The organism is Aequitasia blattaphilus (assembly GCF_024721305.1).
In the GTDB taxonomy this organism is placed as follows: Bacteria; Bacillota; Clostridia; order Lachnospirales; family Lachnospiraceae; genus Aequitasia; species Aequitasia blattaphila.
Genome location: NZ_JAMXOD010000009.1, coordinates 84449 through 105789, shown reverse-complemented (window position 1 = coordinate 105789; position 21341 = coordinate 84449). Strand labels below are relative to the sequence as shown.

Annotated in this window: 24 protein-coding genes; 3 read left to right on the top strand and 21 right to left on the bottom strand. The window is 38.8% G+C overall.

Features of this window, described 5'->3' with window-relative positions; translation table 11 throughout:
* Window positions 1-29: 29 nt before the first annotated feature.
* The 9 genes from NHH15_RS07940 to NHH15_RS07900 form a co-directional block, all read right to left on the bottom strand.
* Window positions 30-656, bottom strand: a complete 627-nt coding sequence (locus NHH15_RS07940; protein ID WP_262066117.1) for a DUF6037 family protein — start codon at window positions 654-656, stop codon at window positions 30-32.
* Window positions 657-673: 17 nt separating this feature from the next.
* A complete protein-coding gene (locus NHH15_RS07935; protein WP_262066116.1) occupies window positions 674-1180 on the bottom strand; it encodes a GNAT family N-acetyltransferase in 507 nt (168 codons plus the stop codon).
* A 95-nt stretch (window positions 1181-1275) separates the two neighbouring features.
* On the bottom strand, window positions 1276-1941 hold the full coding sequence (locus tag NHH15_RS07930) for a CPBP family intramembrane glutamic endopeptidase (RefSeq protein ID WP_262066115.1): 666 nt from the start codon (window positions 1939-1941) through the stop codon (window positions 1276-1278).
* A gap of 111 nt (window positions 1942-2052) precedes the next feature.
* Complete coding sequence (locus tag NHH15_RS07925; RefSeq protein ID WP_262066114.1) at window positions 2053-2625, bottom strand: SAP domain-containing protein; 573 nt, start codon at window positions 2623-2625, stop codon at window positions 2053-2055.
* Window positions 2626-2806: 181 nt separating this feature from the next.
* Window positions 2807-3448, bottom strand: coding sequence for a CPBP family intramembrane glutamic endopeptidase (locus tag NHH15_RS07920; protein WP_262066113.1), 642 nt, complete (start codon window positions 3446-3448; stop codon window positions 2807-2809).
* 419 nt (window positions 3449-3867) lie between these two features.
* Complete coding sequence (rlmD, locus tag NHH15_RS07915; RefSeq protein ID WP_262066112.1) at window positions 3868-5235, bottom strand: 23S rRNA (uracil(1939)-C(5))-methyltransferase RlmD; 1368 nt, start codon at window positions 5233-5235, stop codon at window positions 3868-3870.
* A gap of 99 nt (window positions 5236-5334) precedes the next feature.
* Window positions 5335-5595, bottom strand: a complete 261-nt coding sequence (locus tag NHH15_RS07910; protein ID WP_262066111.1) for a DUF4366 domain-containing protein — start codon at window positions 5593-5595, stop codon at window positions 5335-5337.
* Window positions 5596-5684: 89 nt separating this feature from the next.
* Window positions 5685-7907, bottom strand: coding sequence for a DNA helicase PcrA (gene pcrA, locus NHH15_RS07905; protein ID WP_262066110.1), 2223 nt, complete (start codon window positions 7905-7907; stop codon window positions 5685-5687).
* 2 nt (window positions 7908-7909) lie between these two features.
* Complete coding sequence (locus NHH15_RS07900) at window positions 7910-8296, bottom strand: DUF3783 domain-containing protein (protein ID WP_262066109.1); 387 nt, start codon at window positions 8294-8296, stop codon at window positions 7910-7912.
* A gap of 158 nt (window positions 8297-8454) precedes the next feature.
* Between NHH15_RS07900 and NHH15_RS07895 the strand changes: the two genes are divergently transcribed.
* A complete protein-coding gene (locus tag NHH15_RS07895; RefSeq protein ID WP_262066108.1) occupies window positions 8455-9057 on the top strand; it encodes a DUF1836 domain-containing protein in 603 nt (200 codons plus the stop codon).
* A 38-nt stretch (window positions 9058-9095) separates the two neighbouring features.
* Here NHH15_RS07895 and NHH15_RS07890 read toward each other — a convergent pair whose 3' ends face one another.
* Both NHH15_RS07890 and NHH15_RS07885 read right to left on the bottom strand, forming a co-directional pair.
* Window positions 9096-9386 (bottom strand): YerC/YecD family TrpR-related protein, encoded by a 291-nt coding sequence (locus NHH15_RS07890; RefSeq protein ID WP_262066107.1) that lies wholly within the window; start codon window positions 9384-9386, stop codon window positions 9096-9098.
* A gap of 67 nt (window positions 9387-9453) precedes the next feature.
* A complete protein-coding gene (locus tag NHH15_RS07885) occupies window positions 9454-10167 on the bottom strand; it encodes a phosphatase (protein WP_262066106.1) in 714 nt (237 codons plus the stop codon).
* A gap of 104 nt (window positions 10168-10271) precedes the next feature.
* Between NHH15_RS07885 and NHH15_RS07880 the strand changes: the two genes are divergently transcribed.
* Window positions 10272-11270 (top strand): asparaginase, encoded by a 999-nt coding sequence (locus NHH15_RS07880; protein ID WP_262066105.1) that lies wholly within the window; start codon window positions 10272-10274, stop codon window positions 11268-11270.
* Between the two features lie 30 nt (window positions 11271-11300).
* On the opposite strand, the gene NHH15_RS07875 is transcribed toward NHH15_RS07880, so the two are convergent.
* From NHH15_RS07875 to NHH15_RS07850, 6 genes are all read right to left on the bottom strand, one after another.
* Window positions 11301-12611: a D-serine ammonia-lyase gene (locus NHH15_RS07875; protein ID WP_262066104.1), complete on the bottom strand. Its 1311-nt coding sequence runs from the start codon at window positions 12609-12611 to the stop codon at window positions 11301-11303.
* A 13-nt stretch (window positions 12612-12624) separates the two neighbouring features.
* A complete protein-coding gene (locus NHH15_RS07870) occupies window positions 12625-13461 on the bottom strand; it encodes a DUF368 domain-containing protein (RefSeq protein WP_262066103.1) in 837 nt (278 codons plus the stop codon).
* Window positions 13462-13527: 66 nt separating this feature from the next.
* Window positions 13528-14910, bottom strand: coding sequence for an NCS2 family permease (locus NHH15_RS07865; protein WP_262066102.1), 1383 nt, complete (start codon window positions 14908-14910; stop codon window positions 13528-13530).
* Window positions 14911-14942: 32 nt separating this feature from the next.
* Window positions 14943-16556 carry a phosphoenolpyruvate--protein phosphotransferase gene (gene ptsP / locus NHH15_RS07860; protein ID WP_262066101.1) on the bottom strand — a complete coding sequence of 538 codons (1614 nt, stop codon included), beginning with the start codon at window positions 16554-16556 and terminating at the stop codon, window positions 14943-14945.
* 61 nt (window positions 16557-16617) lie between these two features.
* The gene (gene cysK, locus NHH15_RS07855; RefSeq protein WP_262066100.1) at window positions 16618-17529 is read right to left on the bottom strand and encodes a cysteine synthase A; all 912 of its coding nucleotides are present in this window, start codon (window positions 17527-17529) and stop codon (window positions 16618-16620) included.
* 11 nt (window positions 17530-17540) lie between these two features.
* On the bottom strand, window positions 17541-17984 hold the full coding sequence (locus tag NHH15_RS07850; protein ID WP_262066099.1) for an RrF2 family transcriptional regulator: 444 nt from the start codon (window positions 17982-17984) through the stop codon (window positions 17541-17543).
* A gap of 191 nt (window positions 17985-18175) precedes the next feature.
* Between NHH15_RS07850 and NHH15_RS07845 the strand changes: the two genes are divergently transcribed.
* The gene (locus tag NHH15_RS07845; protein WP_262066098.1) at window positions 18176-18373 is read left to right on the top strand and encodes a cold-shock protein; all 198 of its coding nucleotides are present in this window, start codon (window positions 18176-18178) and stop codon (window positions 18371-18373) included.
* A 136-nt stretch (window positions 18374-18509) separates the two neighbouring features.
* Here NHH15_RS07845 and NHH15_RS07840 read toward each other — a convergent pair whose 3' ends face one another.
* The 4 genes from NHH15_RS07840 to NHH15_RS07825 are packed head-to-tail and all read right to left on the bottom strand — an operon-like array spanning window position 18510 to window position 21340.
* Window positions 18510-18971, bottom strand: coding sequence for an ACT domain-containing protein (locus NHH15_RS07840; RefSeq protein WP_262066097.1), 462 nt, complete (start codon window positions 18969-18971; stop codon window positions 18510-18512).
* 18 nt (window positions 18972-18989) lie between these two features.
* A complete protein-coding gene (locus NHH15_RS07835) occupies window positions 18990-20318 on the bottom strand; it encodes a phenylacetate--CoA ligase family protein (RefSeq protein ID WP_262066096.1) in 1329 nt (442 codons plus the stop codon).
* 20 nt (window positions 20319-20338) lie between these two features.
* Window positions 20339-20758 (bottom strand): ACT domain-containing protein, encoded by a 420-nt coding sequence (locus NHH15_RS07830; RefSeq protein WP_262066095.1) that lies wholly within the window; start codon window positions 20756-20758, stop codon window positions 20339-20341.
* Between the two features lie 12 nt (window positions 20759-20770).
* Window positions 20771-21340: an indolepyruvate oxidoreductase subunit beta gene (locus NHH15_RS07825; RefSeq protein WP_262066094.1), complete on the bottom strand. Its 570-nt coding sequence runs from the start codon at window positions 21338-21340 to the stop codon at window positions 20771-20773.
* Window position 21341: the final 1 nt, after the last annotated feature.

Below are 21341 nucleotides of genomic sequence, written 5' to 3'. Positions count from 1 at the left end.
TGTGGTTGGCAGGGGGTATTATTGCATTTCTACATGGAATTGTTATTTGCAAAGTTTCTTAAAATAGCAGCATCATTATTTTCCTTTTCAGCGTCCAAAGAATAACAAAAACTAATCTCTGAGTTGTTACGAAAGTGTTCGAATAAAGATTCTCTCAGCAATTTCGTTTTATCAGAATTAAACTCACTTCGTTGCCCTTGATTTGGGTTTCTTTTTACTTTTGTACAATAGATTTTATTTGGATCTTCCGAATCACTTTTACTTAAAGATTGAACCATTGCCTTTTTTTCAATTTGTGAAACACTGTCAGAATCAGGAACAGATGGTGGAATCTCATTTCCTAAACGTTCTGTGAATTGACGAAGAACGTCACCAAGATTTTCTTGATACTCTATTCCGAAGTATTGACGTAATTTTTTTGAATCAATGAGCAAACCATTACTATTTGCTTCTACTTCTAAATCGTCTTTTAGGTCAGCAGACTTCATAAAGTGTAATTTGACTAAAGCATAATCGCTAATCCTTTTTTCTGCTCCCACAAACCTCTTTACAAGTACTATGTATTCAATTTCTTTATAGTTAAAGATGAAGCTACAGATTGTCCACTTCTTGCTGACCATATCATCTTTTAATGCTTTTAAGTTATCAAGAATCATAACCTCCCCCTAACTCCTTATACTTTTACTAATGCATACATTTTCATGTCTATGACTTGTCCGTTTTTAACCGCATTGCTATGTAAAGTCCCCTCAAATTGAAATCCTGATTTTTCGAGAATACGGCATGAGGCAATATTATAAGCAAACGGTTCCGCAAAAATTCTGATAATATCGGTGTGTTCAAATAGATAGTTGCAGACCCATGTCACAGCACTTGTGCCGTAACCTTTTCCCCATTGTTCCTCTCCTATATAATATCCCATTTCGGCAGTTCTGAAATGAATATTATCACAGCGAAACGCACCAATACTGCCTATAACTACATCATTTAAGGTTATTGCAAACGCAAAGGTTTTTGTTTTGTCGGCTGACAACATCGCAATAATATATTCCTCTGCATCATCTACCGTATATGGGTATGGTAGTCCGTCACGCAAATTATCTAAAATATGTTTATTATTTAGCACTTTCGCCAAATCGACTTTATCCTCAATTCTCCATTCTCTTATGATGCAATCCATTGGTTTTCCTCCTGTCATCCATATCGCTAACTCAATTCCCCAACATCCAATCCACAGCTTAAACTATCGTGCGACAGCCGAATCGTCAACTAACTTTATAATAACACCGATGCCCAAACGGTAATTAGCGCATCATATATTCCGTGTGCGATTACCAATGATAGCATTGAACAATTTTTGATTTTCAATTTGCATAAACAGAAAAACGCGCCTATAAAACCGGTTAGTATCATCTGCACAATATTTCCGCTCAAAAAATGAAATACTCCAAAAAGCAGAGACGAAACAATAACCGCCATAGTATTTTTATTGGTAATACGCTTTATTTTCTCAAAAACAAACCCTCGAAATACAAACTCCTCAACGAAACCAACCGCTATAATACAGTAAACAAACTCATAACAAAATTGCCACAACTGTGTATATCGCTTGCCGTTGTCGACATTCTTACCTAAACCCAATAAATGCGGAAGTAAAGTGAGTATTAAGGACATGGCGATACCAATAGATACTCCTAAGATAATCTGCAATTCAACTTTATTTTTGTTAAAGCCATAATCAGTTAGCGTATCTTTATTATTAATCATTAATATAGTTGGCACTAATACTATTAGCCAGTATACGATAATCATCGTTATCATTCGCAACGCCAACGGCAGTGTTATGAGTAAATATTGATTGAATGCCCAAACGCAAAGCAATCCTATAATAGCACCTAAAAAACCTATTATTAAAGAAGCAATTTGTTTTCTTTTTGCCATGTTAATTATTCTCCTTGTCATCCATCTCGCCCACTCAAAAATCCCAACATCCAATCCACAGCCTAAAATATGGCTATTTTGCGGTTGATATGGGGTATAAACTGGAATTTATCAATCCATAGCAACTAGGTCAGACTGTTCATAGCGGTTATGACCCTGTAATTGTTTTTTATATTTCCAACATGTAATCGCTTGCTCTAAAGTTTTCCCTCGGTTATCTGTAAAAAAAGCTCGGATATAGGTGTTATACTCAAACTGCTTATCAATGTTTGTTTTTCCTTCTTTCTTATCTTTAAGGATTTGATGATAAGCAGCAATTGCTTCTTTATACGTTCTTCCCGTATTACTTTTCAGCCATTTTTGAAAAGCTACATTAAAAGAAAATCCATTTCCAATATGTTTTTTAAAAAACGATCTGTGTTTTTCCGAACAAACAAAATCAGTTTCTATTTTTGAATTCTCGGTAATATCAGATTCCGTTACTACTTTTCTCTTTGTTTTTGAAGCTGCTGGTATTTCACCCGTATCAAGAAAACAGGCAATTCTATCTGTTATTTCTATCTTCCCCCCTGAAACAGGAAGTCCATTTTTTCTACAAAAATCTACCAACTCATCTTTTAAATAATAGAAATCACGAAATGTTTTTCCGCATAATGTTTTGTCTAAAGCAGGTCTTTCGGCCATAGTTTACTCACTTTTTTCCTTTCAAGTTTCTCTTGTTATCCATATCGCTCACTCAATCCCCCAACATCCAATCCACGGTCCAAACTATCCGATAAACTAAAACCTCTTCATTCCAATCTTCCCACTTCAGCTTGCCATCCGGCAACTTGCCGTTGTATATCATCCTACCACACTTTTGTTTTTACATGATAAATGACAGCATGTCCCAGAACGAATGGAAGATTGCCCCTGGCCAAATGGAACGATTTTTCCTAAATATCCAGCCAAATGTTAAGCTGAGACCATACATCAAAATACTTGTGGTTATAATTGTTACCGTATCGTACCCATGAAAAATCCATGACGGGTAGTGAATAAACACAAACATGACCGAAGAAATCAAATTTGCCTTACGCTCAGTGGTAAAGCGTGCTATTGCGTTTAAGAACCAGCCTCGAAACACAGCCTCTTCAAAAATCCCCACCGTCAGGATTGTAATAATTAAGTCATATAATTTCATCTCTAAATGAAAACCAGTACCCTGATTAAAAAACACAGCTGCATTATATGCAACGGCAAATAGCAAAAGAGGCAGTAATACTTTCATGTTTGGTTTAGTTTTTATCATGTCTTTTAATGAAACAAGAAGCTCTCCGCTGTATCTTCTAACCATGAACAATGCAAATAAGAACCACCACACAAAATGAATGAGAAATCCCATTGCCCATGCAGCATATTCATTTAAACCCGAAAGACTGATGCAAGTGACACGGATAGTCCAACCTAAAAGAAAGAAGATATAGGACATTACAATTACTTTGATATTTAGCTTTTTTGTACTCATAAAATTCTCACTTTCATGTTTGCAGTAATAAATCCTTGCGAAAGATGCAATAGATATAAACCAAATCTAGAAATGTTGCCTCTTGTGGTGCAGGTGCTTCATCATATTCTTTTATAGTAAATGTGCTCATATTAATCCTAAATATCTATTTATCTCAACAACATCCATATCACTAATTCAATTTCCCGACATCCAATCCACAGCCTAAACTATAATCTAAAATCCGACTGACCTGTCAGGCAAAATTTCATAACATCCAAATCGCCTACTCAATTTTGCCGACATCCAAATCAAAGTCTAAACTATACCTTTTCTCGATTTTGATATGTTTCCATGAAGCGATATTCTGTCCATTTCCTCATCGCTTGCAAAAACCATCAATCCTCACAAATCCCTTGAAACAAGGCTTTTCTCACACCTTATTCTGAGACCTTAGACATCAAGCATACCGTCTCCACATGCACCGTCCCAGGAAACATATCCACACACTGAACCTTCTCCACCTGATATCCTCCTGCCTGCAGCGCCACCAAATCCCTTGCAAGACTCGTAGGCTTACAGCTCACATACACCATCTTATCCACCCCAAAGTTAATAATCTTTCCAATCGCCTTTGGATGAATCCCATCTCTGGGTGGATCAAGGATAATCAAATCTGGCTTGTCTTCCAGTTCATCAATAACCTTTAGCACATCCCCTGCCCAAAAATCACAGTTTGTCAACTTGTTTAAAACTCCATTTTCCTTCGCCGCCTCTACCGCCTCTTCCACAATCTCCACTCCTACCACCTTTTCCGCAACAGGAGAAAGAATCTGGGCAATGGTTCCAGTTCCACTGTAAAGATCGAAAATCACCTTTCCCTGAGTATCCCCAATATACTCCCTGGTGACATCGTAAAGCACCTCAGCTCCCAGAGAATTCGTTTGAAAAAAAGAAAAGGGAGTGATTTTAAAATTCAAACCTAACAGCTCTTCATAAAAATAATCCTGACCCTGTAGAATTGTGGTTCCTTCATCCTTTACCACATCTGCCACACTGTCATTAATCGTATGCAAAACTCCCACTAAATTTCCTTTCAGCTCAAGACTAAGGAGAACCTCCTTCCAGGCATCTTCCTGTCGGTTAATCTGGCTCGTGGTAATCAAGTCCACCAGAATATCTCCCGTTTTAATTCCTTTTCGTACCAATAAATGACGGAGATATCCCGTATGCTTCATGCGATGATAGAAAGGAACTTTCTCCTCTGTGAAATATTCCCTGGTTGCTGTAAGAATTTTCCTAAAATCCTCATCAACAATCTGACAGGCATCTACATTCACAATATCGTGGAAGCTGCCTCGCTTATGCATTCCTAAAGACAAAGGTCCATCTTTGATTTCATCTCCAAAAGAAAATTCCATTTTATTTCGGTATTCCCTTTCTCTGGGACTCCCCTTAATTCCTTCAAAAAGATATTCACCTCGAATGACCGGATCCAGAAGCTCCTTTACCTGGCTTTCTTTTAGCTTCAGCTGCTCCTCATAAGGAAGGTTTTGGTAAGAACACCCTCCACAACTATTAAAGTGCTGACATTGAGGCTCTATTTCTATGGGACTGTTTTTTGTAACCTGCAGAAGGCGACCCTCTGCCTTTCCTTTCCGCATTTTTAGAACACGGAATTCCACTTCTTGATCCTTCAGTACATTTTTAACCAATACGGGTTTCTCTTCCCCTTCAACGATTACCCTTCCCTTATTTGGAAACTCTACACTCTCTACAATTCCATTGTATATTTCTTTCTTTTTCATCCTAACCTCTTATCCTTCTATTCTATATCCACCTTTTTGGAGTGCATTAAAAAGGGGACCGTTATCTTACTCAACAGCCCCTTTAAATATTCAAAAAAACTATTCTGTTACTGCAACTGTTTCCGGCTCATCATCTTTGAAGAAGTCATCGTCAAAGTCATCATCAAAATCCTCTTCGAAATCCTCTAGATAGTCCGGAGCGAAGAATGTGTATACTGCATAAGCAATTCCTGCAATTGCTACTACTGCACCTACGATTGCCAAGATCCAAAGAATTCTTTTTCCAACTTTTTCGTCGTCCTTCTTATTTACCAGTTCGCTTAACTTGGTTGCTGTGATAATATCTTCTAATTTACTCATGCTCCCACGTCCTTTCTTTATTTACTAATTTTTATTATAGCATTATCAGTATACAAATACTAGAAATTTATAGAATTTTCACACCTCAATTACTGCTTCTGTAATTTTGCAAAAGTCGCAAACATCTTCTTGACTCCTGCAGTGTCAAAATTCACGGTTACTTCGTAGTCTCGTCCTCCTGCCGTAATATTGGTAACCGTTCCCACACCAAACTTGGTGTGCAGCACCCGGTCACCCACATCATATCCTGGACCACTACTGTCATTTACATTAAACTGCTTGATGGGTTTCCGCTCCTTAAAAGGATTTTCCCGAAATCCCGTTTTCGGTTTGAACCCAAAGCCATCCCGGTCTGGTTTCTCTCTTTCAAACACCGCTCCCTTGGCAATAAGATAACGGGGAATTTCTTTTAAGAAACGAGAGGTTTTATTGTACTGGGTTTCGCCTCTGATCATACGGCGCTTTGCATTCGTCAAAGTTAAATGCTGCTTTGCCCTGGTAATTCCTACGTAGCAAAGGCGTCTCTCTTCTTCCAATTCATCCTTGTCATCTGCCACAATGGTCATATAACTTGGGAAAAGTCCATCCTCCATCCCTGTCAGATAAACACTTGGGAACTCCAATCCTTTGGCACTGTGAAGAGTCATAAGAATCACATAATCCTGACTTTCATCCAGAGAATCAATATCTGCTACTAAGGCAACTTCCTCTAAAAATCCAGACAGACTCGCCTGCTCTCCGGAAGCAATAGCATTCTCTTCATAGGCCGCCACCTTACTGATGAATTCATCAATATTTTCCATACGCGTCTGAGCAACCTCTGGATCTTCTTGTTCCAGGCTTTCAATATATTCTGTTTTGGACAGAATCTCTTTGACAAAATCGAAAAGGCCTAGCTTTTCTTTTGCTCCTTTTAAATACTCAATAAGAGCCACAAAGGACTCCAGCTTTGATAATCCCCGCCCAATGTCCGGGATGAAGTCTGCTCCTAAAAGTGCATCATAAAAGCTGATATCTTTATCTTGTGCATAATTCTGTACCCGGTTTACACTGGTAAGTCCTATTCCTCTTTTGGGGACATTAATCACTCTTCGTACTGCAATATCATCCTTTCCATTATCAATGGTTTTTAAATAAGCTAAAATATCTTTGATTTCTCTTCTGGAATAGAAGTTTACTCCCCCTACAATCTTATAGGGAATGCCGGCAGTGACAAATTTTTCTTCAAAAAGTCTGGACTGTGCATTGGTACGATAAAGGATGGCATTATCCTTATACTCTTCTTTCCCTTCCCGAACCTTCTGGGAAATGTCTCCCACAACATATTCCGCTTCTTCATAAGCAGACTCGAAGGTCTTCATTGCAATGACGTCCCCTTGCCCGTTATCTGTCCAAAGAGCTTTCTCTTTTCTGCCCTTATTATTTTGAATCACCGCATTGGCTGCATCTAATATCGTCTGAGTGGAGCGATAGTTTTGCTCCAGCTTAATCACTCTTGCATCTTTATACACATCCTCAAAACTCAAAATGTTTTGAATATTAGCACCACGGAATTTATAAATCGATTGATCATCATCACCTACTACACATAGATTTCGGTATTTATCTGACAGGATGCGAATCAATTCAAACTGAACCGTATTGGTATCCTGATATTCATCCACCATGATATAACGGAACCGATCTTGGTAATAGCTTCGTACTTCCTCATCCCTTTGCAACAGCTCCACTGTTTTAAGAAGCAAATCGTCAAAGTCCAATGCATTATTTTTCTTCAACTGCTTTTCATACTCCCGATAGACCTTGGCAATTCGTTTCTTTTGGAAGTCACCTTCCATCCTTTGCTCAAATTCGTCTGGACTGACCATCTCATTTTTAGCACTGGAAACAATGCTTAAAAGCATACGCTCTTTAAACACTTTCGTATCAATATTTAAAAGGCGGATAACCTCCTTCATAAGGGTCTTCTGATCATCTGTATCATAAATAGTGAAGTTGGTGTCAAAGCCAATACGGTCAATATGTCTCCTTAAGATCCGCACACACATAGAGTGAAAAGTACTCACCCATATACTTCCTCCATTTTCACCTACAATATCATCTACTCTTTCCTTCATTTCCTCTGCCGCTTTATTGGTAAAGGTAATTGCCAGTATATGGTAAGGCATCACCCCTTGTTCAATCAAATAGGCTACTCGGTGTGTTAGTACTCTGGTCTTTCCTGAACCTGCACCGGCCAGAATTAGAAGGGGGCCTTCTGTGTGAAATACCGCTTCTCTTTGATTTTCATTTAATGTATCATATATACTCAAATCTATTTTCCTTCTTCTTTCATTTTTTTCATATATTCATGCTCTTCTTTAATCTCTTTGTAGAGATCTAAAATCTTCCATTTTCGGTTGGTTGGAGTAATCATTGCTTTTAAATCCACAGTAACTTTTTCTTCCCGCATAAAGAAAAGTGCCTGGTTAAGTTGGTCTTCTGTTTCCGTGTAAAGAACCATCAACTCCTCTTGAAAGTCTTCCCCTGTATAAATTCTCTCCTTTTGAATTTCATCCAGTCCTGACAGCTCCCCTAAAGTATAATCGTAATCATCCTTTACTGGATAAAAAACTTGATATTTCAAGAATGTGAAAATTCGTTCCAGGTTCTTTCCTTTTTCTGTCTCTTTCAAATTGAACAACAGTACCCTTGGTTTCATACATTTGACCTCCCATTTTTATTGCACTGACTATCATTATAGTGATTTTTCATCCAATACGCAATAAAAGTCTCGTCATTTCTCTTTAATTGAAGGGGAAATAATGGTATAATGACTACTTGTCAAAGGGAATTGAGAATTTAGTAAGGAGGCACTCTATGGAAAAGGATACCAAGAAAATGTTTTTGTCCATCCTTCAAGACTTAAAAGAAATTAATTATGTAAAATCGGAGAACATCCCGGACATTGATTTATATATGGATCAGGTGACCACATTTATGGATACCCATCTTTCCTCTTCAAAACGCCATGAGGAGGATAAGATTCTAACGAAAACAATGATTAATAACTATGCAAAAAACAACCTGCTTCCACCACCTGTGAAAAAGAAATACTCGAAAGATCATATGCTGGTGCTCACCTTTATTTATTACTTTAAAAATATTTTGTCTATAAAGGATATTGAAACTCTTTTAAATCCTTTAACAGAAAAGTATTTTGATGAAAACTCCGATACTTCTCTTACGGAAATTTACGAAAATGTAATTGACATCTGTATGGATCAAATGCATGCTCTTCCAGATGAGCTGAAGTCAGCATATGTAAGGGTATCAAAAAACACCAAAAACTTGAACCTTGAAGAAAACGAAGCAGAATATCTGACCTACTTCAATCTAATCTGTTCTTTGTCTTTTGATGTTTATATTAAAAAGTATTTTATTGAAAAACTAATTGATTCTCTAAATGAGGATGAGGAATAAAATCTCCAACAAAAAACGTCGCAGTCCGCGACGTTTTTTTATTCCTTATCAATACGCTGGAAAACCATGTCATAACCATCATTTCCATAGTTTAATGACCGGTTTACTCTACTGATGGTTGCCGTTGAGGCTCCCGTCTTTTCCGCAATTTCCAAGTAGGTCTTATGCTCTCTTAGCATTTTCGCAACTTCAAAGCGCTGTGATAAAGATAAAAGCTCGTTTATTGTACAGATATCCTCAAAAAACGTGTAACATTCCTCTTTATCTTTTAATGAGAGAATTGCTTCAAATAAGTAATCAACAGCTTCTGTTCTAACGTTTTTACTCATATTCTTAGTGTCCCCTTTGTCTACCTGAATTTTACTTCTACATTTTAACACACTAAATCTATAAAGTCTACTTCTTTATATACTTCTCTAATTTCTCAATCGAAGTATTGACAACTAATTCCTCTGGAAAATCCGACTCTTTTAAAAGCTCCATTACGTATGGATATTCTCCAATGGCTGTGTCCACATGGGCATCTGTTCCTAGGGCAATAAAAGCCCCTTGTGCCTTACACTCCTGAAGTAGATTCAATATGTTTTCCCTGCCATTTTGACGAAAGCTTTCTGGACTCAGAGATGTGTTATTGACTTCTAAAATAGTCCCTGTTGCAACGGCTCCCTGCACCAATCTATAATAATTAATTGGAAATCTCCCATCATCTGGATGTCCAATGATGTCAATATTGGGGTTTTCCATTGCCCTTAAATACGCCTCTGTAATTGCGTCTACTGTCCTTTCTCCTTCATAGCAAGGTACGTGTATAGAAGCGATACGAAGATCTAAAATTTCCAGAATTTCTGGCGCTAAATCCACTTCCCCTTTTTGATTTAAAATGTTTAGCTCCACTCCTAAAAACAGGCGGATTCCACATTTTTCCCGGGGAACCACCTTTAAGTTTTGAAAATAATAAAAATGAGGACTTCCTGGAAGTAACGGTGCATGCTCCGTAAGAGCAATTCCTTTGAGGCCTTTTTCCCTGGCTGCCACAGCCATTTCATTCATCGTGCTATATGCATGCCCACTTACCAAAGTATGGGTATGGGTGTCAATTTCAATTTTCATTTCCTTTTCTCCTTCTTGTTCGATTCAATTATAGACCATTTGGAATTTCTTTTCTACTTTTTTTATGTTAGGATGAAAATATACCATTTTGAGAGGAAAAAACCATGAAGAAAATTTTATTACTTGCAACCGGTGGGACGATTGCATCTTTAGCAACTGAAAAGGGACTAAGCCCTAAGCTTCCCGGGGATTATATTTTAGAAAAAGTACCAGAAGTAAATTCTTTGTGTAAGATTGAAGTGATTCAGCTTTTAAATATTGACAGTAGTAATATGGCTCCTGATCACTGGCTTCTTATTGCCAAAAAAATCACAGAAGAGTATGATTCCTATGATGGATTTGTTGTTTTACATGGAACGGATACCATGGCATATACCGCCGCGGCACTCTCTTACTTGATTCAAGACAGCCAAAAACCCATTGTACTCACCGGGTCTCAAAAGCCCATCTCCAACCCCTTTACGGATGCCAGACTTAATATCTACCAAAGTGTCTTGTACGCCATACATGAAAAGGCTTCTCACGTATCCATTGTGTTTCACAACAAAGTGATTTGCGGAACCCGGGTAAGAAAACAAAGAACAAAGAGCTACAATGCTTTCGAAAGTATGAACCTTCCTCCTATTGCCACCTTCTTAGAGGACGAGATTATTTTCTCTTCTATGGCCAAGCAAGAGGTTCCTCATAAACCAAGAATTTATACAAAGCTAAATAATAAGGTTTTTGTTCTGCGCCTGACACCTGGACTCAGTCCAGAAATCTTTCAGGTGCTTAAATCCCATTATGATGCCCTTGTAATTGAAACTTTTGGTATTGGTGGAATTCCCGAGTATGAAAAGGATGATTTTTATCAAGCCATAAAAGAGTGGGTACAGGCCGGAAAGATTCTTTTAATCACCACACAGGTTCCAGAGGAAGGACTCGATCTTTCCCGCTATGAAGTAGGCAAAAAATTCTCTCAGATTCCCGGTGTATTGGAAGCAGGAAATATGACAACTGAGGCCATTGTCGTAAAAACCATGTGGATTCTTGGACAAACCACAGACCATGAACGGATTGAAAAGATGTTTTATACTGTGATTAATCACGACAGGGGAGAATAAAAGGAAGGTGTGCCCACACCTTCCTTTGTCTTATAAACCTCTGCTCAAATATTCTTTGCGGATGGAATCCGGTACCAAACGGCCTCCAGTTGCCCAGGGAATATGTATCCCTTTCGCCATTTTATTCTCTAAGCCATTGTTTCTGATGTATTCTTTTCCTTCTGGGGAATTCAATAGCCCAACAACTCCTTCAAAGGCTGCTGCTGCACTTGGCTCAATAAATACCTTTTCCCTTTCGTATAAAGCTTTCATGTATTGATAAAGCTTATCGTCCTTTAACGTAAAGATTCCACTAAGAAGTGGCTCCATTACCCGGCCCACAAAACCAGAAGGACGTCCAACAGCAAGACCGTCTGCATCCGTTATTCCCGTTAATCCTATGTCCTTTACACTGATGGCATTGTGAAGTCCCGTTCCCATTCCAAGTGTCATACAGGGAGCTTGCGTAGGCTCTACGAAAAAGCAATGAACGTTGTCCTGAAAGATTTCTTTTAATCCAAAGGTGACACCCCCCGGTGCACCACCCACTCCACATGGGATGTATACAAATAACGGGTGCTCCTCATCAATGGTCTGGCCCATTTCAATCAGTTGGGTTTCCAGACGTCTGGCCGCCACAGCATAGCCCATAAAAAGATTTTTTGAGTTCTCATCATCAATAAAATAGCTCTTAGGGTCTTGATTAGACTCTTTTCTGCCTTCTTCTACTGCCTTGCTGTAATCATCTTCGTATTCCTTTACAGTAACCCCGTGGCTTCTCAGCAAATCTTTTTTCCATTGTTTTGCATCTGAAGACATATGAACGATTACCTTATATCCTATAGCTGCTGAGGATATTCCAATACTTAACCCAAGATTTCCCGTAGAACCAACCTGAATGGTATGCTGCCCGAAAAATTTCCTCATTTCCTTCGAGGCAAGTTTTTCGTAATTCTCTTCCAGAGTTAATAGCCCCTCTTCCAGTGCTAAGTCTTCTGTATGCTTCAGCACCTCATAGATTCCTCCTCTTGCCTTAATCGATCCTGCAATCGGAAGATGACTATCAAGCTTTACCAAAAGCTCTCCTTCAATTTTTCCATCATATTTCTCATTGAGATATGCTTTCATTTTTGGTATCTTTTGAAGCTTCGATTCAATGATTCCAAATGCTTCTTCCGTTTCCGGAAAACTCATTTGAATAAAGGGTGCAAAACGATTCAACCGCTCTTCTGCATCTTCAATATCACTGGCTTTTACTTCCAGCAGCTCCTCATTGAACCCCTGTTTCTTCTCGTTAATCCAAAGAATCTCTTCTTCTCTTTGCAATGCTTGTACGAATGGTAAATTGGTATACTCTTTCATGGACACCTCCATTTTAAGAACTCGTCTTCTCCTCATACTTTGATAAGTAAAGGATTGCAATCAAACCGCCAAAGAAAAAGATAACTGTAAACACAATCCCTTTTATGTCCCCAGGGAAACCTGGATAAAGCTCAACAAGTGAGGCCACGATAAACCCAAGAATCACTGTAAAAGTTCCTTCTCTGTATTTCTTTAGCAAATATTGCAATAGTTTCGCTACCAATATTATACCCAATAGAACACCGATTGCAAAGGGAATTAACTTTATAATATTCCGGCTGTCAATGGCCTTCATTACCGTCTCATAGAGACCCAGCAGCAATAAAATGTAAGAACCGCTTATTCCCGGCAGAACAAGAGCCATGGAGGAGATGATTCCTGATAGGGCAAAAATAACAACATTCATAAACCCATTATCTGTGTCCACTGAAAAGGTTCCTTTTGGAAGAAGGGAAATTCCCAGTACAATAACTGCACCAATCAAAAAAAGAAGAATACTTTTTCCTTGAACATTTCTTCGTTTCCCCATGGTGGTTTCACGGAATACAGAGGGAATTCCTCCAATAACTGCCCCCATAAACAGAAAAACAGTCGCTTCCTTCAAACCATTTTTTTCATCTAACATATAAAGAATCGGCTTAATAAAAACAAGAATCCCCAGCAAGGCACCAATACCAATGGGAATAATGGTTAAAAGACTTTTTTTAGGATCCTTGAAAAAAGAACCCACTGCATTAATCAGCCGGTCAAAAATTCCCATAATAACTGCCATTGTTCCTCCTGATACTCCAGGGATTAACATCGAAAGCCCTATGGGCATTCCTCTTAATACGTCAAATAATAAATTCATTGTTCTATCCTTTCATAGTAAGGGGACTGCATTCTTCTCTGCAGCCCCCTTTGTTTTGTTTTCATTTTACAGGAATATATATTTCAGTATGAACAAAACTGCCAGCACATACATGAGTATACTTAATTTCTTTTCTTTAAACTTACCACTTAATAAGTTTAATGCAACATAAGAGATAACTCCCATGGAAATACCTTCTGAGATACTGTAGAAAAATGGCATTGCTGCAATACAGATATAGCAAGGCACTGCCTCAGATAAATCTTTGAAGTCAATTTCTACAATGTTCGTAAGCATATAGAATCCAACAATAATCAGCGCAGGAGCTGTTGCAAACGATGGAATCGCCAGAAAAATAGGTGAGAGCAATAGTGCAAGTCCAAATAGAATAGCACTTGTTACAGCAGTCAAACCTGTTCTTCCTCCTTCAGACACCCCGGAAGCACTTTCTACAAAAGTCGTAACGGTTGATGTACCCAACACTGCTCCTGCAGTAGTTGCAACTGCATCGGATAACAAGGCACCCTTAATTCTTGGAAGCTTTCCGTCTTTATCCAACATCCCAGCTTTCGTAGATACACCAATTAGAGTTCCTATTGTATCAAATAAATCCACAAACAAAAATGCCATTACAATAACAAAGAAGTTTAATGAAAATATATTGGAAAAATCAAGCTTACCAAAAATAGGTGCGATACTTGGTACAGAAATTCCATTGCTGAAATCTGGCAATAAGTTATAAAAACCAATTTCTGGGTTTGGAACATAAATTCCTACTCCCTGACAAATAATCCCTAAAATCCAGGTAATTAAGATTCCCCAAAGAATGTTTCCCTTTACGTTTTTTACCACCAATATTGATGTAATGATAACACCAGCTATCGCAAGAAGAACGGTGATTCCTACATCTGACATTCCCGCTTCTACCATTTTAGCATTGTTGTATCCTTCAATTGAGAAAAGCTCCACCAAGGTAGCTCCTCCAACAACAATGTTTGCATTTTGAAGTCCAATAAACGCAATAAACAGTCCGATTCCTACCGACACAGCTGACTTAAGATTTCTTGGTATTGCATTAAAAATTGCTTCACGGACATTTGTCAATGAAAGGACGATAAAGATAACACCCTCCACAAATACAGCCGTTAAAGCAGTTTGCCAGGAATATCCCATTCCTAAAACTACAGTGTAAGCAAAGTATGCATTCAGTCCCATACCTGGCGCCAGTGCAAAAGGATAGTTGGCAAAAACAGCCATTAATAAAGTACCTAATGCTGAAGCAATCGCCGTGGCAGTGAAAACTGCACCTGCATCCATTCCTGCCGCTCCTAAAATATTCGGATTAACTGCAAGAATATAGGCCATTGTCATAAAGGTAGTGATTCCGGCCATAACCTCCGTCTTCACATCTGTGCCATGTTCCTTTAGCTTGAATAATTTCTCTAACATGTTTCCCTCCTTAAACTCTCTCATTCATAAATTTATTGTATGTCACGAATCTTCTTCCGGAGCCCTAAAACCTCATGAGGTGCCACAGACAATTCGTCAATACCTATTTTAATAAAGAACTCTGTCATCTCCAAATCTGCCGCCAGATTTCCACAGACGCTGATTCTCTTGCCTTCCAAATGCACATTGTTGGTTACAATACGAATCATTTTAAGCAGCGCCGGATGCTTTTGATTAAAGTATCTTTGCAGCTTCTCGTTTCCTCTGCCCACTGCCAAGGTAAACTGTGTCAAATCATTTGTACCAATACTAAAGAAATCCAGCTCTCTTGCAAGCTCACCACTAATCATAACGGCTGCAGGAGTTTCAATCATTGCTCCGATTTGAATGTCACTGTTATAAGAAATCTTCTCATCATCCAAATCCTTCATGATTTTTTTTACCAGCTTTTTCACAGTCACTACTTCCTCAACTGCTGTAATCATTGGCAAAAGTATCGAGACATTTCCAAAATCAGAAGCCCGGAGAATCCCGCGAAGTTGTGTCGTTAGCATTTCTTCTTTATCCAAAAGATAACGAATCCCCCGATATCCAAAGGTCTCTTCCTTCTCATCTGCTTCAAAGTCCTTATCTCCGCCCAAATCCGCTACACGAATTACAGTTGGCTGACTTCCCATGGTTTCTGCTGCCATCTTATAGACTTGAAACTGTTGCTCCTCCGTTGGCGGCTTTGCCTCATTCGCAAGGAACATAAACTCCGTACGAAAAAGCCCAATCCCACCAGCATCACTCATCAAAACTGCTTCAATATCCTCTCGGCTGCTGATATTTGCACAGACATCAATTTTTCGTCCACTTTGTGTGATATTCTCTTTTCCTTTTAGGCGCTCTAAACTGGTAATAACTGCCAAGTTTGAGTCCTTCTTATTTTGCATCTTCTGCAAAGTGGTATAGTCTGGCTCTATGTAAATCTTTCCTTCAAACCCATCTACGATAATCGTTTTTCCATCATACTCATCTTTTAGTGCTTCCCCCAGCCCTATAATCGAAGGAATTCCTTTTGTACGAGCTAAAATTGCCGTATGTGAATTGATGGTTCCATAGCGGGTCACAAATGCCAAAGCCTTATCCTGTTCAAATTGAACAGCTTCGCTGGGATAAAGCTCATCCGTTGCTAAAACGAAGGGATCATCCACCAAAAGCATTTCCTTCCACTTTGTAGACAAAATACGTACCAAACGAGAAGCCAAATCCCTTGCATCTACCTTATGACTGCTGACAAATCCCTTTTCAGAGGTTAATCCCTCAGCAATAAACTGCTCCACACCAGTCATAACTGCATACTCTGCATTTAACTTTTTCTCCAGTATAATTGTGTTGATGAAGGTGTTAAAATCATCATCCAGTAAAATTTGCTGTTGAATCTCAAATGCAGTAGCATTTACATCTCCCACATCCTCAGCTGTCTTTTCATACAGCTCCTTCAGCTCAACCAAAGCACGCTCTTTTGCTTTCATCAATCTGCTGATTTCCTTCTCAACATCCTTTACGTATATTTGCCGAACTTCTTTGGACGATCTCTTAAAAAAAGATAATTTTCCTATTGCGATACCGTCCGATACCTTTTTACCCATTAATGTAATCATTTCTTACCTCATTACTTCCTTATTCGTAACAAATATACTTTACCCTTTATGGGCAATCTCGTCAAGAAAATAATGGTGTGGAAAGATATCTTTCTCCCGTATCCGGAAGCAAAACCACAATCTTTTTATTTCTATTTTCTTCCCGATTCGATAATTCTAACGCCGCTGACAAAGCTGCTCCTGATGAAATTCCTGTTAAAACCCCCTCTTTGTGTGCCAAAAGCCTTGATCCTTCATAGGCTTGTTCATTTGAAACCTGAATAATATCATCAATAACATCCCTGTTTAATATTTCCGGGATAAATCCCGCACCAATTCCTTGAATTCCATGAGGCCCTGGATTTCCTCCTGATAACACCGGTGAGCTTTCCGGTTCTACTGCAACAATTTGGATTTCCGGTTTCTTTTCTTTCAGGTATGTACCGACACCAGTTAAGGTACCGCCTGTTCCAACTCCTGCAACGAAAATATCCACCTCTCCATCCATATCTTCCCATATTTCTGGTCCTGTTGTACGATAATGAGCCTTCGGATTATCTGGATTCGAAAATTGTCCCAGCACAATGCCACCCTCTATTTCTTCTGCCAGCTCATTGGCTTTTGCAATTGCACCTCTCATTCCTGCTTTTCCATCTGTAAGAACAATCTGAGCTCCATATCCTGCTAAAAGCTTTCTTCTTTCTATCGACATCGTTTCAGGCATTGTTAAAATGGCTTTATATCCTCGTGCGGCTGCAATAGATGCAAGGCCAATTCCAGTATTTCCACTGGTGGGCTCAATAATCGTACTTCCCTCTCGAATAAGTCCTTTTTCTTCTGCTTCTTGAATCATATTAAGGGCAATTCGATCCTTTACACTTCCTGCCGGATTAAACAGTTCTAATTTCACATAAACGTTGGACTTGATATTATTCAGTTGCAAAATAGGTGTTCTCCCTATTAAATCTTCCACATTTTCGAATATTTTGCTCATAATTTTCCTCCTTAAATGTAATACATAGGTTCTGATTCATACTCTTTTTTCTTAAACTCATCTCGTAACTCTGCCAAGGTCAAATTCTCCAAAAATGTCAGCACTAAATTGTCTAATTTGTCCCAAACAACTTCCTTTACTGTTTCTTGACAGATGTTCCCTTCCTTTATAATAAGCTTCTTTCCCGCCGTACTAATGTCCCCCTCTAATATTTCCAAAACCTCCCTACAGGAGATTTCTTCCGGCTGCCTATTGAGTAAATAGCCGCCATTGGGACCCTTTATACTTTTCACAAGACCTGCCTTGCGAAGCGCTCCAAACACTTGCTCTAAATAGTTTAATGAGATGCCTTGTCTTTTGGCAATGCTTACTAAAGGAACCGGGACGTCCTTTGGACACACAGACAAATCCACCATCCCATACAGTCCATATCTTCCCTTTGTCGAAACACTCATTTCTCTCTCCCTCCTTTCGTTTATTATAAAACCGATACGTTTTATATGTTATTACTACATATACTCCTATTTTCGGGCATTGTCAACTAAATTTCTATTTGACTTTTAAAAAAGTTTATGATACCCTAACAGGGAACCTACGGAACGTGGTAGGGATAACGTAAATTTTTTATTTTTATGGAGGTAGTACAATGAAAGGTACTGTAAAATGGTTTAACAACCAAAAAGGTTATGGCTTCATCTCTGATGATGCAGGAAACGATGTGTTTGTACACTATTCTGGACTTAACATGGATGGCTTCAAGTCTTTAGAAGAAGGACAAGAAGTTGAATATGAAGTAACAGAAGGTGCAAAAGGACCTCAGGCTGTTAACGTAACAAAACTTTAATTCAACTCTTGATCGAAAATTGCGTTGTACCTTTTATGTGTTAAGATACAATACTTATCAAGTTATAAAGGTAATACACCAAGAAGAAGATCAAAAAAAGAGAAGTCGTGGACTTCTCTTTTTTTGTTATAAACTTCTATGCTTCCGTGTTGCTTACAAATTGATTTGCCTTATAGGCTTCTCCTTCTTCCCACACACCGAAACCATTCTTTGTCAGAATCTCTATCACCTTATCTGGATCATCGCTTTTAATCACTGCTGATGCATCTGGTCCATTTGCAAATGCATACATATACTCTACATTCACATCCTTTTCCACGATTTGATGCATTGCCTTGCTTAAAGAACCTGTTTCATGAGATACCCGCAGTGCTACTACATCTGTCAGCACTGCTGTAATTGATTCCTCTTTTAATACCTTTCTTCCCTTCGTCGGATCATTTACAATCATACGAAGCATTCCAAATTCGGAAGTATCTGCTAATGACATTGCCACAATATCAATGTCATTTTTTGCTAATATTGCCAATACCTCATCCAATCTGCCTTTTCTATTTTCCAAAAACACAGATAATTGTTTAATTGTATAGTTTTTCATAGAATCCATCCCCTCTCCTTAAAATTCTCGTCTATCGATTACACGAACGGCTTTACCCTCGCTTCTTTCAATCGTCTTTGGCTCAACCAGCTTTACTTTTACCTGAACACCTAAAGCTTGCTTTAATGTATTTCCAACACGCTGCTTTAAAGCATCCAGTTTTCGAATCTCATCAGAGAAGTATCTTTCATCTACTTCAACCATTACGGTAAGAGTATCTAAATTATTTTCCCGGTCTACAATCATCATATAATGAGGTGCAACACCACCACCCATAGAAAGAAGAGCCGTTTCCACCTGGGTAGGGAAGACATTAACTCCGCGAATTACCTTCATATCGTCTTTTCTTCCTGCAAATTTCTGAATTCTTGGAAGAGTTCTTCCACACTCACAAACATCTCTTTCAATACTGGTGATATCCTTCGTACGGTAACGGAGCAAAGGCATTGCTTCTTTTGACAGAGTTGTAAAAACCAGTTCTCCTTGTTCCTTATCCTTACAAGGATTATTCTGATCATCTAAAATCTCTGGATAAAAATGATCTTCGTACACATGAAGACCTTTATGATGAATACAATCCATTGCAACTCCTGGCCCGGTAATTTCACACAATCCATAAATGTCAAAGCAATTGATGCCTAAAAGATTCTCAATTTTTTTACGCATCTCTTCTGTCCAAGGTTCTGCGCCATGTATTCCAACCTTTATCTTCATGCGGTCTACTACACCAGCTTCTTTCATTGATTCCGCCAGGTGTAATGCATAGGACGGAGTACAAGCAAATGCAGTTGCCTCAAAATCCTCCATACAAGTCATCTGTCTCTTGGTATTTCCCGCCGACATAGGAATTGCCATAGCTCCAAGTGCCTGGGCTCCAAAGTCAATGCCCAGCCCTCCTGTAAATAAACCATATCCATAACATACATGAATACGATCCTGAGAATCAAGTCCAGCCATTGTAAGGGCTCTTGCCACACACTCGCCCCAGACCTTTACATCATAATCGGAGTAAGAGGCCAGTGTTAATTTTCCAGTCGTACCTGAAGTTCCCTGAACACGGACAATTTGATCCTGTGGAACGGCAACCAAACCAAAAGGATATTGGTCTCTTATGTCTTCTTTCGTCGTAAAAGGAAGCTTTACAATATCATCTATGCTTTTAATATCTCCTGGCTCCAGGCCCATAGCCGTCATCTTATTACGATAAAATTCTACATTTTTATATACATGCTTGACTTGATTAACCAGTTTTTCACTTTGTATCGAATGCATCTCATCTTTACTGGCACATTCTATTTTTTTATCTCTAATTGTCTCTTTCCACGTGTCTAGGGTTCCTATTGCCATCTGTCTTTCTCCTTAATCTCTTATAAATCCTTTTCCTCTATCATCGTTATATTATTTGCCCTTAAAATAGCCTCTGCCTTCTCTCCATTGTCTGGCTGGAAAACCATAATTGGCGCTCTCCCTTGTCGGATTACAAAGGAATAAATGTAGTTGATGTTCACATTTTCTTCGGATAGAATACGAAGCATCGTATCCAAGTTTCCTTCTTCATCCACCAGCTCAACACCAATTACTTCTTGCACCCGTACTACAAATCCTTTGCTTGTCAGACACTCTTTCGCCGCCTGTGGTTCATCTACTATCGTACGCAGTATTCCAAACTCTGGTGTATCAACAGCTGCAAATGCGCGAATGTTAATCTTTGCATCTGCCAATACCTGGGTGATTTCTCTTAAAGAGCCCGGTCTATTTTCTACAAAAATTGACACCTGTCTTATCATAAGCTTCCCCTCCTATAATTCATATCCAGTCTCAAATGCTTTCATATTTAAGTCAACCGTTTTTGGCGGAACGGTGTCATGGATTACTTTTTCCCATTGCTCTTTTGTGAAATCCATGCTTTTCGCTGCCACACCCAGAACAATCAAGTTAAACACTCTTGAATTTCCTAATTCCTTTGCAAGTTCTGTTGCGTTGACTTCATATACAGTCGTATCTTTTTTCAGCTCTTCGATAATGTTTTCTGGATAAGTGGCTGCCCCTATTACAACCGGCATAGGATTAATTCTCCAGTCATTTACAATCAAAACACCTTCTGGCTTCAAGAAGTGCTTGTAACGCATTGCCTCTAGTTTTTCAAAGGCAATAATAATATCTGCTCCACCTTCTTCTACGATTGGTTCGTTTACTTCTTCTCCATAGCGTACAAAGGTTACAACACTTCCGCCTCTTTGTGCCATTCCATGCACCTCTGAAAGCTTTACATCATATCCACCTTCTAAAGCAAGTCCACCTAAGATACGGCTGGTAAGTAAGGTTCCCTGACCACCAACTCCAACGATCATTATATTTTTTGTCCCCATT

Coding starts and splice junctions, on each gene's coding strand:
- NHH15_RS07850 (WP_262066099.1), bottom strand. CDS start 17,984: ATGAGTGTTTCGACAAAGGGAAGATATGGACTGTATGGGATGGTGGAT.
- NHH15_RS07935 (WP_262066116.1), bottom strand. CDS start 1,180: ATGGATTGCATCATAAGAGAATGGAGAATTGAGGATAAAGTCGATTTG.
- NHH15_RS07865 (WP_262066102.1), bottom strand. CDS start 14,910: ATGTTAGAGAAATTATTCAAGCTAAAGGAACATGGCACAGATGTGAAG.
- ptsP (WP_262066101.1), bottom strand. CDS start 16,556: ATGATTACATTAATGGGTAAAAAGGTATCGGACGGTATCGCAATAGGA.
- NHH15_RS07870 (WP_262066103.1), bottom strand. CDS start 13,461: ATGAATTTATTATTTGACGTATTAAGAGGAATGCCCATAGGGCTTTCG.
- NHH15_RS07825 (WP_262066094.1), bottom strand. CDS start 21,340: ATGGGGACAAAAAATATAATGATCGTTGGAGTTGGTGGTCAGGGAACC.
- NHH15_RS07930 (WP_262066115.1), bottom strand. CDS start 1,941: ATGGCAAAAAGAAAACAAATTGCTTCTTTAATAATAGGTTTTTTAGGT.
- NHH15_RS07875 (WP_262066104.1), bottom strand. CDS start 12,611: ATGAAAGAGTATACCAATTTACCATTCGTACAAGCATTGCAAAGAGAA.
- NHH15_RS07910 (WP_262066111.1), bottom strand. CDS start 5,595: ATGAGTAAATTAGAAGATATTATCACAGCAACCAAGTTAAGCGAACTG.
- NHH15_RS07830 (WP_262066095.1), bottom strand. CDS start 20,758: ATGATAAGACAGGTGTCAATTTTTGTAGAAAATAGACCGGGCTCTTTA.
- NHH15_RS07885 (WP_262066106.1), bottom strand. CDS start 10,167: ATGAAAATTGAAATTGACACCCATACCCATACTTTGGTAAGTGGGCAT.
- NHH15_RS07840 (WP_262066097.1), bottom strand. CDS start 18,971: ATGAAAAACTATACAATTAAACAATTATCTGTGTTTTTGGAAAATAGA.
- NHH15_RS07920 (WP_262066113.1), bottom strand. CDS start 3,448: ATGAGTACAAAAAAGCTAAATATCAAAGTAATTGTAATGTCCTATATC.
- NHH15_RS07940 (WP_262066117.1), bottom strand. CDS start 656: ATGATTCTTGATAACTTAAAAGCATTAAAAGATGATATGGTCAGCAAG.
- rlmD (WP_262066112.1), bottom strand. CDS start 5,235: ATGAAAAAGAAAGAAATATACAATGGAATTGTAGAGAGTGTAGAGTTT.
- NHH15_RS07845 (WP_262066098.1), top strand. CDS start 18,176: ATGAAAGGTACTGTAAAATGGTTTAACAACCAAAAAGGTTATGGCTTC.
- NHH15_RS07900 (WP_262066109.1), bottom strand. CDS start 8,296: ATGAAACCAAGGGTACTGTTGTTCAATTTGAAAGAGACAGAAAAAGGA.
- NHH15_RS07895 (WP_262066108.1), top strand. CDS start 8,455: ATGGAAAAGGATACCAAGAAAATGTTTTTGTCCATCCTTCAAGACTTA.
- NHH15_RS07835 (WP_262066096.1), bottom strand. CDS start 20,318: ATGGCAATAGGAACCCTAGACACGTGGAAAGAGACAATTAGAGATAAA.
- NHH15_RS07890 (WP_262066107.1), bottom strand. CDS start 9,386: ATGAGTAAAAACGTTAGAACAGAAGCTGTTGATTACTTATTTGAAGCA.
- NHH15_RS07925 (WP_262066114.1), bottom strand. CDS start 2,625: ATGGCCGAAAGACCTGCTTTAGACAAAACATTATGCGGAAAAACATTT.
- cysK (WP_262066100.1), bottom strand. CDS start 17,529: ATGAGCAAAATATTCGAAAATGTGGAAGATTTAATAGGGAGAACACCT.
- NHH15_RS07880 (WP_262066105.1), top strand. CDS start 10,272: ATGAAGAAAATTTTATTACTTGCAACCGGTGGGACGATTGCATCTTTA.